This is a genomic window from Dietzia sp., from assembly GCF_036741115.1.
Taxonomy (GTDB): Bacteria; Actinomycetota; Actinomycetes; order Mycobacteriales; family Mycobacteriaceae; genus Dietzia.
Window position 1 is genome coordinate 46557 of the sequence record NZ_DAINST010000007.1, and the last position, 12023, is coordinate 58579.

Below are 12023 nucleotides of genomic sequence, written 5' to 3' on the forward strand. Positions count from 1 at the left end.
TGGGACCAGCCTAGGCGCGCCTCGGGACCGGGCCCGAGGCGCACCCGCGGTGGACGGGGCTCAGATGAGGCCGTGCTCCTCGAGAAGCTGGCCGATCTCCCCGTGCTCGAGCCTGCCGCGCAGGTAGCCGCGCAGCGCGGCCGGGCCGGGCATCTCCACCTTCTTGCCGTCGCGCATGCGCACCGAGGCCTCGAGCAGGTCCCGCACATCGTACGTGGAGCCCCAGGTCTCCGGCACGCCGCGCTCCACGTCGAGGAGTTCGTAGACGGCCTCCATTCCGGTGCGCACCGAGTACTCGGTCGTGAAGATCGTGTCGCGGCCGGTCTCCGCGAACTGCCCGAGGAACGCGAAGTTCGCCGCCCCCTCCGGCACGACCTGCGGCCGGTCGCCCGCGCGGCGGGGCATGAAGAAGCTCGTCACGTAGGGCATCATGACCGGCACGCACCGTGCGCCGGTCGCCGAGAGCTCGGGGATCTCCTCGACGGGCACGCCCAGGTGGTAGAGCCACTCCTGGGTGATCTCCTCGCCGGTGCACTGCGCCAGGGGCTTCTTCACGTAGTCGCCGTCGACGTCGACGAACAGACCGTAGACCCAGACGACGATCTGATCTTTCGGCTGCTTCTTGAAGTGCGGCTGGCGATTGACTGTCCAGCTCAGCAGCCAGGAGGAGTCCTCGGCGGTGACGATGCCGCCGGTGACCACGCGGCCGCTGAACGGATCGCGCTGCGCGATGCGCTCGATGTAGGCGGGGATGCGCTCATCGAGCGTCGTGACGGTGGCCGATTCCCACTTCGTCTCCTCGATCGAGGAGCAGAAGACCTCCGGGCGACCGAACGCCGGGTCCTTCTTCGCGATGCGCTTCCACAGGTCCCAGGCCGGGGCCGGGCCCTCGTTGAGGGCTGCGGGCGTGTGGTGGTCGCCGTCATCGGAGTTGTCCACGAGCGAGCCGATCGTCATGAGCGCGAGGTCGTGCTCGCCGAGCTCGATGGTCTCCTCGGCGCCGTCGCGGCGGCAGCGGATCGCGGTGGCGCGGATCTCGCCGTTGCGGTGGGCGAAGTCCACATCGAGGACCTCGGTGCCGGAGCGGAAGACGACGCCGTGCTCGGTGAGGTAGTACATGAGCGGCAGGACGAAGGACTCGTACTGGTTGTACTTCGTGAACTTGAGCGCCGTGAAGTCGGGAAGCCCGCCGATGTGGTGGATGAAGCGGTGGAGGTAGAGCTTGAACTCGAGCGCCGAGTGCCACTCCTCGAAGGCGAACATCGTCCGCCAGTACATCCAGAACGGCGAGTCAAGGAACTCGCGGCCCATCACCTCGTCGATGCGCTTGCCCTCCATCTCGGAGCGCTCAGCGAGGAAGATCTTCAACAGGTCCCTCTGCGCCCGCTTCGGCAGGTCGAAGCGGCCCTCGTGGCCGGCGTCCTCGCCCCGGCGCACGGTGGCGCGGCGCAGCGAGTAGTTGGGGTCGTCCTTGTTGAGCCAGTAGAACTCGTCGAGCACGGAGGCGTCTTTGAGCTCCAGGGAGGGGATGGAACGCATCATGTCCCACAGGCACTCCATGTGGTTCTCCAGCTCCCGGCCGCCGCGAATGACGAAGCCCTTCTCCGGGACTTCGAGGCCGTCGAGCGCACCGCCGGCGATCTCGCCCTTCTCGAGGATCGTCACGTTGGCGCCGGGGACCCCGGCGTCGCGGATGAGGAAGACGGCCGCCGCGAGCCCGGCAAGCCCGCTGCCGACGATGTAGGCCTTCGTCTCCTGGGCGTGCCGCGCGGGGCGGGGGCGCGCGAATGCCTCGTAGTTGCCTGCCGTGTGCTCCATGGTCCGTCCTTCCCGACGCGTGCCGGACGGCGGTCATCCGGCCTCGTAATTGACTGTACTCAATAATGAGTCGACTACAATCAAAAAATGAGTCGACTACAATCGTGGTGTGAGGACTCAGGATGCGATGCGGCACGGGCAAGCGGCGGCGCCGGGCAGGCGCGAGCGGGCGAAGGCGGACAAGCGCGCCCGCATCCTCGCCGCGGCGCGCGCGCTGTTCGAGGAGCGCGGGTTCGAGCGGACCTCGATAGCCGAGGTCGCGCGCGCCGCGGATGTGGCGCAGGGGACCGTCTTCCAGTACGCGGCCACGAAGGCGGAGCTGCTCATGATGGTCGCCGAGGCGCTATGGGGCGCCCACGAGCAGGCGAACACGGCCCCGCCGCGCTCCGCGCCGGCGGCGGGGGAGACCGCGGCCCAGATCGCGGCCCTTATCTCGCCGTTCGTCGCCGCGATGCGCCGCTGGCCCGAGCCCACGACGTGGGTCGCCCGCGAGATCCTCTTCGGTGCGGATATGCCGCACCGCCAGCGGGTCCTCGCCCGCGTCGAGGGGCTCGAGGAGCAGATCGCCGCGCGACTGCGCGACGGCCGGGCCGGCGCCCCAGGCGCGGCTGCGGCAACCGGCGCCCGGCTCATCGTCACCGGGGTGCTCGCCGAGCTCAACCGCTCCCGGCAGGGGCGCATCGACGGCGAGGACGTCGATGTGGTGCTCCGCCGCCTCATCGACCTCGTGGTGGCGGGGGCAGGCGCCGCCCGGTGACCCGGAAGCCGTCCGGGCCGTTCGGGCCGCCGCTGGCACCGGCCGGCGCCGCCGCGATTGCCCACCGCGCGGCCGGCAGGCGCGTGCCCGCCGCGGACGTATAGGCCCCCACGGTCAGGTCCTCGCCCAGCAGGGCGGGGCGATGGCGCCATCGGAGAACTCCACCACCACCTCGGCGGGGGAGTCCGCTGCGTCGCCCAGGCCGTCCGCCCAGCGCAGGCGCGCTCCCCGGAACAGGTGCGAGTGCGACGCGCGCAGCGCCCGCGGCGCCCCGGCGTTCGCGGACTCGGCGCCGCCGTCCGTCGCCGTCTACGTCCTGCTCAGTCCCGCCGCTCCGCGCGGTGGACGGCGCGCTTGAGCTCGTCCTTGTCCATCGTCGAGCGGCCGTCGATGCCGAGGCGCTTGGCATCCGCGTAGAGCTGGTCGCGCGTCCGGCCCTGGGGCCCCTCGTGCGAGTGCTGGCCCCCGCGCTTGGACGCGGACATGTCCTGCGTCGAGGTCGCGGAGGCCTCCTTCGCCTCACCGGCGTGAGCGCGCTCCTTGTTCACGGTGCGCGCGGCGATCTCCTCGGCGGTGTCCTCGGAGCGGCCGCGCTGCTCCAAGCCGTCGCGGATGTGCTCGTACTGTCGCTCGCGCTTCTCGCTCCACGGCTGCTTGCGCATGGCTGCTCCCTCCCCTCTGTGCGCCGGCCTCAGCGGCCCGCGAGCTCTTGGGCCTTCGTCTCCAGCTCCGGCTCGCCCGCGGCGCTGAGGTCGATGTCGCCCACCGCGATAACGTGCGCGTGCCGCGGGTGGGTGTCCTTCTCCAGGTACCCGGCGAACGCCCGGGCTGCATTGGATTTGCCGGTGCCGTGTCCCAGCAGAACGAAGTCGCGCCCGGCCGCGTCCTTGTTCAGATCCGCGACGAGGTCGTCGAAGAAGCGCTTGAGGTCGTTCTCGTCGTCGCGGCCGGTCTTCTTTCCCACCGTGCGCATGTGGTGGCCGCGCGCATCCGGGTTCTTCTCGTGCTCGTGCTGGTCGACCTCCACGTAGTGGGCGCTGAGGTCGAAGTCGTAGAACCGTGCGTCCTCGTCGGTCAGCGTCACGAAGAGGCGCCCGGAGCCCTCGGTCGTCTCGTGCGCGGCGAAGAAGTGGCGGGCGTGTTCGATGTCCTCGATGCCCACGAGGCCCTCGTGCTGGCGGCGGAAGACCTGCCGGTGGCCGTTCATGTCGACGGCCAGGCGGTCGCCGGACTCCTGCTGGACGCGATCGGCGAAGTTCTCCCACATGGTGATGAAGTGGGTCCATTCGATGTCCCGCGGGGCGGGGCTGGCAAGGATGCGTTCCCTGGCCTTCTCCGGATCGTCGCTCATGGGTCCTCCTCGCTGCTGCGGGCGCGCGCCCGGCCTCCGACGGTCTTCGCCTCCGACGCTAGTCCGCGCGGACCGAGTCGTCCACGGCCAGGGTGGAGACGCCGTGTGCACGTAGGCCTGCATGATCACCGCGTACAGGGCCCGATCGATCCGCCGGCGATGCTCGAGCAACGCCGGGAAATATGACCCTGCTCGCAGTTTCGGGATTCGTGTCTCGATGTCTGCGACCGGGGTCGAGATCGTCTTCGGGCGGTGACCGTGGCGATGGGTCGTGCGGCCCTCGGTGCGCTCATAGTGGTCAGCGTTGTTCTTCGCAGCGGCTTCGGCCTCGATCAACGCCTGCATGCCGGCCCGCACCAGCGTGGCGAACATCGCCTGTGGATCAGCGGCCAGCAGTGCATCGAGCTGGGCTTTTACGCCAGAGTGGGAATGGGTCATCGCGTGGTGTGTCTTCTACTGTGAGCTACTTGGCGGTAACTCCTTGACCACTACGCGGTTGCCCGACCTCTGCGGATCGCCACACCTTCGTCAGCCAGAACCCCGGCCCCGAAACCCCACCACCCCACGCGACTTACCCACGGTAGGATCGCTCATCGATGAGCGACGAACAGAAGAGGCCCGACGAGCCCGCCACCGCCGAGACCCTCATGCGCTCGCGGTTCGACGCATTCCGCTCCGCAGACGCCCAATGGTTGCTGCACACCTGGCATCCGTCCACGCGCCCGCCGTCATTGGATCTGAGTGAAAACCCACGGTGGCGCGGTCTCCAGATTGTCGACACCCATGACGGCGGACCAAGCGATTCGCGCGGGATCGTGGAGTTTCGCGCTACTTATATCGAGGACGGCGGCGGCATCGGGATCCTCCACGAACGTTCGCGATTCGTCCGCGAATCCGGGCGCTGGTTCTACGTCGACGGCGACAACCTCTAGAGGGTATTGCTCCACAGCTGGAACACCTCGAGGCGCCGTCACATCACAGTGGCGGAGTGCGACATTGTCGCGAACAGAGGAGGAACCGTGGGGCTCAATACGATGGCGATCGTCGCCGACTCGGTGCTTGGCGACGAACAACTCGGGGTGCTGGGCATCGCGCCGACTGGACGCGCAATGGGGGCCGAAGATGCATTGCTGGTTTCGGAACCCGAGCAGGCGTGCGTGGTGCGTACCGGGACGTATACGGCAATCGCGGGCTCGCTGGAGCCGTTGATGGAGGTCGTCGAAAGCGATCACCTCGATCTGCCCGGCACCGTGATCGCAGCGACGAGCGTGTCTTCGGTGGGCTTCACTGACTTTTGTGTGTTCGAGGATGGCCGATTGCGCAGGCACCTCTGCGTTGAAGAAGACAAGATCACCATGAACGACGGCGAGCCGCTGCCCGAGGAGGGCCGTTTCGTATTCACATCCCAAGACGAAGAGCTCGAGGTCGACGGGGACATCCTCATCGATCAGGTTTTGGTCATCGCCGGCGTGGATGCAGAGGCATCACTCTTCTATGCGAACGGAGACGCGTTTGCGCCGAATACGGTGGCGGGGGACGAGTCAGCAACGGGAGGGCAGACCGCAACGCGCGTCGATGACTCCGATTCGATGGAAGCCAGTGGTAAGAAGGGGTTCTTCCGGCGATTCCGCCGTAGTTAGGTACGCGTGTTCACACGTCGCGGCCCCTATGTCGAGGCAGGCGTGTCCGCTCTAGATCCGAGTGCACATAAACCGTGGGGCGTGCCTTGATGGAGTTGAATTCGGCCGGTGCGTCAGTCGTCGACGTGCTCGAGAGAGGACCGTGCGAGTTTCGCCGCGAGATCATCGGGGAGTGGCTTACTCGGCTGGAACGTGACGCCGGTCTTGCTCGCACGGTAACCGGCGGCCTTGATCGCCTCGGCATTTTCAGAGATCGCAGGGGCCAAAACGTACAGGCCGTCCTGCTTGCTGATCTCCGCGTATCCCGCAACGGTCTTGCCGTGAACCGAGAACCCGGGCATGCCGTATGCGAAGATCTCCTTTGCTTCGGGAAGCGCCTCGCGTCGGGCGCTTCGAAGTTGGACGAGTGCGGGGCGAAGCACCTCAGGCGCCGCTTCGATGTACGAGTCGGGGTCGGTGGGAGTCGACACTTGCTGCCTTCCTTTGATCGTGCTCGAACCCTACATTCGCCTACATCACCACGGCGGGTTACCCGCAAGGACGTTGCCCGTCATCACCGAGCCGGCGGCACACATTTACCCGCAAGGACGTTGCCCGTCATCATCGAGCCGGCGGCACCCATCGATACCACCGTGGCAATCACGATGCCCGCGGCGATCAACGGACTCGAGTCGTCAAACGTGATTCCTCCTCGAAAAATTGCACTCGACAAGAAAATCGGGACGCCCTGACGATCCGTTACCGAGACGAGGGCCGGATGCGGAAGTCGCCGAGGGCATAGGCTGAGGAAGAGTACGAATCGCAAGTCGCACTAGGAGGCTGGGGTGGCTCAACAATTCGAGGTCGGCGATCACGTCACGTGGAATTCCGAGGCGGGCCATGTCTCGGGCAGGATCACCAAGGTCCACACCGCGGATTTCGACTACAAGGGGCACACGCGTCGCGCCTCAGCCGAAGACCCGCAGTACGAGATCGCCAGCGACAAGACCGACCACATCGCGGCGCACAAGGGCGGCGCGCTCCGGCTCCTCGACGACTGATTCCCGATGTCCGAGCCCTTCTTCACCATTGGTCACTCGACCCGCAGCATCGACGAATTCCTCGGACTCCTGCGCGAAAACTGCATCGCGCAGCTAGTCGACGTACGCAGGCTCCCCGGGTCGAGCCGCTACCCGCAATTCGATCAGGACGCGCTCTCCGCATCCCTAGACGCGGCAGGAATCGGCTACCGGCGCGCGGAAGCGCTCACAGGGCGCCGCCCGGTCAGCAGGACCGTGCCGTTCGCCGTCAACGCGTGGTGGCAAAACCGTAGCTTCCACAACTACGCCGACCACGCGCTGTCTTCCGACTTCGCGGCGGCGCTCGCGGAGCTGCGCGAGCAGGGGAGTAGCTCCCGAACGGTGGTGATGTGCTCCGAGGCCGTGTGGTGGCGGTGCCATAGGCGGATCATCGCCGACCACCTTTTGGCCCGGGGTGACGACGTACGCCATGTCCTCGACAGCCAGCACGTCGACGAGGCGCGCCTCAGCGATGGTGCGCTAATAAGGGAAGACGGCAATGTCACCTATCCAGCGCGGTAGCAACGCCGCACTGAGCGGCCTTTAACTTACTCGCCGGTATCCCGACGCGCGTCCTCTCCGTAGCCCCAGCGCGATAAGCGGATCCCAGCCTCGGCCGGCTCTTGCTGAAGGGGATTCGCCGGCGGGGGACAGAAGAGTTCGCGCCATTCCGACAAAAATCACACCAGTCTCATAGTTAACATCTAGCATCGCTAAGCGACAGGTTGCCACCGCCTCATTGGAGATCCGTTCGTGCGTGTTCGCAAGACAGCTGCCATCGCCCTCGCTGCGCTGATGCTCCCGCTCCTCGCCCCAGCCGCTGCCTCCGCCACCGGATACTCCGATCCGTTCTTCCGCCCCGCGCCTACCGGCGAACCGGGTGACGTGATCAATGCGCGCAAGGACGGGCTGATCCAGTTCCCTGGATCCCAGGTCGATCAGCTCGTCTTCCGGTCGACGAACAGCCACGACGAGCCGACGACCGGCGCGGCGACCCTCATTCGGCCGCCTGGGGTGCGCCCCGACGCGCCCATCTTCACGTACGACCACTTCGCCAACACCCTCGATGCGAACTGCCAGCCTTCGGCGTCATTCCGGACTCTCAAGCCCGAGGCGCAAATCGTCGGTGCGTCGATGATGATTACCAACCTCGCCCTGTCCCGCGGCTGGGCTGTGCTGCTCCCGGACCACGAGGGGCCGAACGCGGCGTACAGCGCGAATATCCAGGGCGGGCACATCACCCTCGATGCGATCCGCGCGGCAACCGATGCGCGCTACAACACCGAGAAGAGCAAAGCCGTCGTCGCCGGGTACTCCGGCGGCAGTGGGCCCGCATACTTTGTCGGCTCCCAGCAGCCGGAATATGCCCCGGACGTCAATCTCGCGGGCATCGCCGTCGGCGGGATCCCGGCGAACTACCGCGAGATGATCGATTTCCACTTCCGTGGCACCCCGAGTCTCGGGCCCGCGCTCGCGCTGATTGCGGCGTCCGGACTCGAGCGCGAATACCCGGAGATGGACGTCCGCGCGAAGCTCAACGACTACGGGAAGCAGGTCGCCCGGGGTATCGATAGCTCGTGCACGCAATCGCTGCTGGCCACGCCCGCCTTCGCCGGCGATCTCCGGCAGGTGACGGACCGCTCGAAGGACGAGCTGCTCAACGATCCGAAGGTACGCGAGGTGCTCGACCGCGAGAGCGCGGTCAATGCTCCGGACCCCAAGGTACCCTTCTACATGTGGCAGAGTCCGAACGACGGACTCATGCCGTACGAGTCGGCCGCTCGCCTCGCCGGGCAGGCTTGCGCCGCCGGCACGCCCACGATGCTCTCGCACGCGGCGGGGCTTGATCACCTCACCAATGCGGTCGCCGGGATCCCTGCGGTCGTCGACTGGGCCGGCGAGATTTTCGCCGGCAGGCCCGCCCCGAGCAATTGCGGACAGCCGGCAGCAGGTTCGAGCGCTTCGTAGGGGAGCGCCGATCGGCCGCGACCTTAGCCGTCACAAACGCACGGGCCTTTTGTTCGGTTAACTCCGGCTTCCTATAGTTAGCCGTATTGCTAACTATGTGGACGTGCTCGACGATGTGTTCACCGCGCTGTCCGACCCGACCAGGCGCGCCGTCGTGCGGCGGCTCGGGGCGGGGGACGCGAGCGTCGGGGAACTCGTCGAGGGCACGTCCATGGCGTTGCCCTCGTTCCTCAAGCACATCCACGCGCTGGAGCGCAGCGGGCTCGTCCACACGTCGAAGCCCGGCCGCGTCCGGACGTGCTCGCTCAGGCGCGAGCGCCTGGCCGTCGTCGACGACTGGCTCGGCGAACAGCGCCGTGTCTGGGAGCAGCGCACCGACCGTCTCAAAGCCCTCGCCGCCACCCCCGCGAATGAGCAGAAATGAACCCCGAACTCGACCTCGCCATCGAGCGTGTGATCCGCGCGCCGCGGGCGACGATCTGGAAAACATGAACCGACCCCGAGCTGTTCGCGAAGTGGTGGATCCCCGAGCCCTACACCTGCCGCCTCGAGTCGTTCGACGCCCGCCCCGGCGGCGGATTCGTGACCTCCATGAGCGAGGACGGGGCGAGCTTTACCCCGCACATGGACGCCGCTTTCCTCGTGGTAGACGATGCCGAGCGTCTGGTGTTTACCAACGCCGTGCACAGCACGCTCCGCCCCGCAGTTCCGATGCCGGTGGCGGTGACCGGCGAGGTGACGCTCGCCGACCACCCCGACGGCACGCTGTATCGCATCGTCGCCCGGCACGGCGATCCGCAGTCGCGGACGCGCCACGGCGAGCTCGGGCTCGCGGAGGGATGGGGGAGCGTCGCCGGTCAGCTCGCCGAGCTCGCGGAGTCGCTGGGTTAGTCCCCGAAGGCCTCGAGCAGCGCCGCCACCGCGTCCTTGCCGAGCTGGTTCGCGGCCAGCGGGCTGTCGCCGGTGAGGAGGTTGCGGTCGCGCGTGGTCTGGCCGCTCATCGAGTCGTTGACGATCGTCAGCCCCTCCTTCGTGAGTGTCGCGCCGAGCGGCCACGGCATCTCGCCGGGGAGGTAGCCGATCTCGATGTTCGGTCCGAAGTCGAGGGAATCGGGGAACGCCGTGATCGAGTACCCCGCGAAGGGGTTCTCCTCGCGGCCGAGACCGCCGGCGAGCAGCGCCGCGGGCCCGTGGCACAGGCTCACGATGAGCCGCTCGTTGTCGAGGGCGAAATCGAGCGCGGCCTGGACGTCGGTGTCGAACGGGATCGCGTTCATCGCGCCGTGCCCGCCGGGGATAAAGATCGCGGCGTAATCGTCGAGCCCGTCGGCGATGGCGTCGGAGAGCCGCAGCGGGGCGCGGAACGCATCCTCCGTGGCCTTCCATGCCGAAGCGACGGCCTCGTCGGCCGAGGGATAAGCCCACCACTCGAACTTGCCGGGCCCGCCGGTGATGGTCGCAACGTCGACCTCGTAGCCCACCTCGAGCATGTGGTGCAGCGGCAGCAGCGTCTCCACGGGGTGGTTGCCGGTGGAGAAGAATGTGCCGTTGCGCATCGGCATGTAGCGCTCCTCGGTGGCGATGGTGAGCACCTTCCACCGCCCGCCGGCGTACTTCTCGTCGGTCGAAAGCCCATCGAAATCGGTCTTCGGCGCCGTGTACTGGGACAGCGAATACGGGCTCGGGAAGAACGCATTGTGCTCGGCCGGATCCGGCGCCGGCGCAGTGTCCTTGGTGGTCTCGTCGTCTGCCATTGCGCTACCTTTCGTCGCTGTTCGCGTCCGGGGTTCCGCGGGTGTCGCGGCTCGCGCCCGGTCGTCGCGGCCAAGGCTACGCCCCCCGCTGTCGGCGTGCAGAGGGGCGCGGGGCGAGGGGAGGTCCGCCGTCATAGGTGCAGGTAGAACCGTTCCGCATTGGTCCAGAACACGTCCCCGAGCCGCTCGGGGCCGAGCGCGCGGGCGGCGAGGTCGAGGTCGGTGTCGGCGAACGGGCGCGGCGCGCGCGTCGAGGGCAGATCTGTGCCGAGCATGAGCGCGCGGGGATCGGTGGCGTCGATCGCGCGGAGCATTTCGGCCACCGCTTCTGCATTCGCGCGGAGCCGCCCGAAGCCCGTTGCCTTGACCCGCACCCCCTGCTCGACGAGGCGCAGCAGCGTGGGGAGGCCGCCGGAGTGCATACCGAGGTGGTCGATGCTGACGGCGGGCAGCGCGGCAATCCGGGCGCCGAGATCGGCGTCGATGCGGCGGGCATCGATATAGAGCTCGGCGTGCCAGCCGGTGAGGTCGTGGACGCGGCGGGCGAGGCGATCCATGTCTTCGAGCGCCGCGGAGCCGCCGCGCGCGACGTTGAAGCGCACTGCGCGGATCCCGGCGGCATCGAGCTCCGCGATCCGCGCATCGGGCGTATCCGCGGGGATCTGCGTGACCCCGACGAAGCCCGGACCCAGCCGCCGCAGCGCGTCGAGCAGGTAGCCCTGGTCGAAGCCCTGGAACGAGCCGGACACCACGGTGCCGCCCTCTACCTGCAGGTTCGCGGTGCGCTCGCGGTAGTCGGCGACGGTAAACGGCTCGGGAAGGTAGCGGTCGTTCGCGATGAGCGGATGCGCGGGGTCGACGATGTGGAGGTGCGCATCGAAGAGGTGCGGGCGGGGGTTCTCGCTGTTGCCCGAGTCGCCCTTGCCCGCGCCGCCTTCACCCACCTCTTCGCTCGCTCCCATGGCCGCCAAGGTACTGCGCGCCGAGACCGCCGGCGCCGCGAATCTCTACCGGGGACGCGCGCGCCCGCCGCGGCTAGGTTTCGCGCCCTTGGGACTGAATGCCGGACTCCTCGTTGCCGATTCTCCGCTCGACGATGCCCAGCTGGCGCGCCTCGGACTGCGCCCGGCGGGCGAGAACTGCTCCGTCCAGGACGTGCTGCTCACGCCGGCGGACGAGCGCGCGTGCATCGTCGAGGTCGACGGCTTCACGATCGACGCCGACGGTGGCGATGCCCTCGCCGCGGCCGCCGAGAACGACAGCGGGGTCGGCGGCGCGCTCCTCGACCGCCCGGGCAGCGTCTACTGCGCGTTCGCGGTCTCGTCGAAGAGCATCTGCGATTTCCTCGTCGTCGACCAGGGTGAGTTCGTGCGTCACTTTCGGCAGGAAGAGGAGCAGACCAGCGCCGATGTAGGCTTGCCGCTCAAGAAGGAGTTCCTCTTCACCTTCTCGCCAGAGGGGGAGGCCGACGCGGACGAGCCCGGGGACGGCGAGCGCGTCGTGGACGGCGACTCGCTCATCGACCGACTCACCGCCGTCGCGGGCCTGCCGCCGAGCGTCGACGTCTTCGATCGCTCGGTCCGGGCCTACGCCTCCGCCTGATCTCTCCACTTTCGCCCTCTGCATAAGTAGAGCCGTGCGTCGAGTGCGCAGTCGTCGCCCCGGGATCGTGCGCCC

Annotated in this window: 15 protein-coding genes and 1 pseudogene; 9 read left to right on the forward strand and 7 right to left on the reverse strand. The window is 67.9% G+C overall.

Annotated elements, in window-relative coordinates; all coding sequences use genetic code 11:
* Positions 1 to 60 precede the first annotated feature (60 nt).
* Complete coding sequence (locus V7E05_RS02245) at positions 61 to 1818, reverse strand: oleate hydratase (RefSeq protein WP_333618051.1); 1758 nt, start codon at positions 1816 to 1818, stop codon at positions 61 to 63.
* 109 nt (positions 1819 to 1927) lie between these two features.
* Here V7E05_RS02245 and V7E05_RS02250 point away from each other — a divergent pair, with 109 nt between their 5' ends.
* The gene (locus tag V7E05_RS02250) at positions 1928 to 2575 is read left to right on the forward strand and encodes a TetR/AcrR family transcriptional regulator (protein ID WP_333618052.1); all 648 of its coding nucleotides are present in this window, start codon (positions 1928 to 1930) and stop codon (positions 2573 to 2575) included.
* A gap of 320 nt (positions 2576 to 2895) precedes the next feature.
* On the opposite strand, the gene V7E05_RS02255 is transcribed toward V7E05_RS02250, so the two are convergent.
* The 3 genes and pseudogenes from V7E05_RS02255 to V7E05_RS02265 form a co-directional block, all read right to left on the reverse strand.
* Entirely contained in the window at positions 2896 to 3237 is a 342-nt protein-coding gene (locus tag V7E05_RS02255) for a plasmid stabilization protein (RefSeq protein ID WP_333618053.1), read from the reverse strand.
* A gap of 29 nt (positions 3238 to 3266) precedes the next feature.
* Positions 3267 to 3926 (reverse strand): hypothetical protein, encoded by a 660-nt coding sequence (locus V7E05_RS02260; RefSeq protein WP_333618054.1) that lies wholly within the window; start codon positions 3924 to 3926, stop codon positions 3267 to 3269.
* 64 nt (positions 3927 to 3990) lie between these two features.
* Positions 3991 to 4364: pseudogene (locus V7E05_RS02265) on the reverse strand (transposase); the annotation flags it as partial.
* Between the two features lie 158 nt (positions 4365 to 4522).
* Between V7E05_RS02265 and V7E05_RS02270 the strand changes: the two are divergent.
* Together V7E05_RS02270 and V7E05_RS02275 are read left to right on the forward strand one after the other, a co-directional pair.
* Positions 4523 to 4858: a YchJ family protein gene (locus V7E05_RS02270; RefSeq protein WP_333618055.1), complete on the forward strand. Its 336-nt coding sequence runs from the start codon at positions 4523 to 4525 to the stop codon at positions 4856 to 4858.
* A gap of 87 nt (positions 4859 to 4945) precedes the next feature.
* Positions 4946 to 5566: a DUF6928 family protein gene (locus V7E05_RS02275; RefSeq protein WP_333618056.1), complete on the forward strand. Its 621-nt coding sequence runs from the start codon at positions 4946 to 4948 to the stop codon at positions 5564 to 5566.
* A gap of 113 nt (positions 5567 to 5679) precedes the next feature.
* Here the strand turns inward: V7E05_RS02275 and V7E05_RS02280 are convergent, their stop codons facing one another.
* A complete protein-coding gene (locus tag V7E05_RS02280; RefSeq protein ID WP_333618057.1) occupies positions 5680 to 6036 on the reverse strand; it encodes an iron chaperone in 357 nt (118 codons plus the stop codon).
* Between the two features lie 354 nt (positions 6037 to 6390).
* Between V7E05_RS02280 and V7E05_RS02285 the strand changes: the two genes are divergently transcribed.
* From V7E05_RS02285 to V7E05_RS02305, 5 genes are all read left to right on the forward strand, one after another.
* A complete protein-coding gene (locus V7E05_RS02285; RefSeq protein ID WP_333618058.1) occupies positions 6391 to 6606 on the forward strand; it encodes a DUF2945 domain-containing protein in 216 nt (71 codons plus the stop codon).
* 6 nt (positions 6607 to 6612) lie between these two features.
* Positions 6613 to 7146 carry a DUF488 domain-containing protein gene (locus tag V7E05_RS02290; protein ID WP_333618059.1) on the forward strand — a complete coding sequence of 178 codons (534 nt, stop codon included), beginning with the start codon at positions 6613 to 6615 and terminating at the stop codon, positions 7144 to 7146.
* A 231-nt stretch (positions 7147 to 7377) separates the two neighbouring features.
* Positions 7378 to 8592: a lipase family protein gene (locus tag V7E05_RS02295; protein WP_333618060.1), complete on the forward strand. Its 1215-nt coding sequence runs from the start codon at positions 7378 to 7380 to the stop codon at positions 8590 to 8592.
* An 85-nt stretch (positions 8593 to 8677) separates the two neighbouring features.
* The gene (locus V7E05_RS02300; protein WP_333618065.1) at positions 8678 to 9016 is read left to right on the forward strand and encodes an ArsR/SmtB family transcription factor; all 339 of its coding nucleotides are present in this window, start codon (positions 8678 to 8680) and stop codon (positions 9014 to 9016) included.
* 80 nt (positions 9017 to 9096) lie between these two features.
* Positions 9097 to 9483, forward strand: coding sequence for an SRPBCC domain-containing protein (locus V7E05_RS02305; protein ID WP_333618066.1), 387 nt, complete (start codon positions 9097 to 9099; stop codon positions 9481 to 9483).
* On the opposite strand, the gene hchA is transcribed toward V7E05_RS02305, so the two are convergent.
* Both hchA and V7E05_RS02315 read right to left on the reverse strand, forming a co-directional pair.
* Positions 9480 to 10346, reverse strand: a complete 867-nt coding sequence (hchA, locus tag V7E05_RS02310; RefSeq protein ID WP_333618061.1) for a glyoxalase III HchA — start codon at positions 10344 to 10346, stop codon at positions 9480 to 9482. The two genes, V7E05_RS02305 and hchA, sit on opposite strands and share 4 nt — an antisense overlap.
* Positions 10347 to 10477: 131 nt before the next feature.
* Positions 10478 to 11308 carry an amidohydrolase family protein gene (locus V7E05_RS02315; RefSeq protein WP_333618062.1) on the reverse strand — a complete coding sequence of 277 codons (831 nt, stop codon included), beginning with the start codon at positions 11306 to 11308 and terminating at the stop codon, positions 10478 to 10480.
* Here V7E05_RS02315 and V7E05_RS02320 point away from each other — a divergent pair.
* On the forward strand, positions 11307 to 11948 hold the full coding sequence (locus V7E05_RS02320; protein WP_333618063.1) for a hypothetical protein: 642 nt from the start codon (positions 11307 to 11309) through the stop codon (positions 11946 to 11948). The genes V7E05_RS02315 and V7E05_RS02320 overlap by 2 nt on opposite strands.
* The last annotated feature ends 75 nt before the right edge of the window (positions 11949 to 12023 follow it).

Excerpts from the sequence above, each read along its gene's own strand:
- V7E05_RS02320 (WP_333618063.1), top strand. The coding sequence starts at position 11,307 with ATGGCCGCCAAGGTACTGCGCGCCGAGACCGCCGGCGCCGCGAATCTC.
- V7E05_RS02290 (WP_333618059.1), top strand. The coding sequence starts at position 6,613 with ATGTCCGAGCCCTTCTTCACCATTGGTCACTCGACCCGCAGCATCGAC.
- V7E05_RS02255 (WP_333618053.1), bottom strand. The coding sequence starts at position 3,237 with ATGCGCAAGCAGCCGTGGAGCGAGAAGCGCGAGCGACAGTACGAGCAC.
- V7E05_RS02315 (WP_333618062.1), bottom strand. The coding sequence starts at position 11,308 with ATGGGAGCGAGCGAAGAGGTGGGTGAAGGCGGCGCGGGCAAGGGCGAC.
- V7E05_RS02245 (WP_333618051.1), bottom strand. The coding sequence starts at position 1,818 with ATGGAGCACACGGCAGGCAACTACGAGGCATTCGCGCGCCCCCGCCCC.
- V7E05_RS02270 (WP_333618055.1), top strand. The coding sequence starts at position 4,523 with ATGAGCGACGAACAGAAGAGGCCCGACGAGCCCGCCACCGCCGAGACC.
- V7E05_RS02260 (WP_333618054.1), bottom strand. The coding sequence starts at position 3,926 with ATGAGCGACGATCCGGAGAAGGCCAGGGAACGCATCCTTGCCAGCCCC.
- hchA (WP_333618061.1), bottom strand. The coding sequence starts at position 10,346 with ATGGCAGACGACGAGACCACCAAGGACACTGCGCCGGCGCCGGATCCG.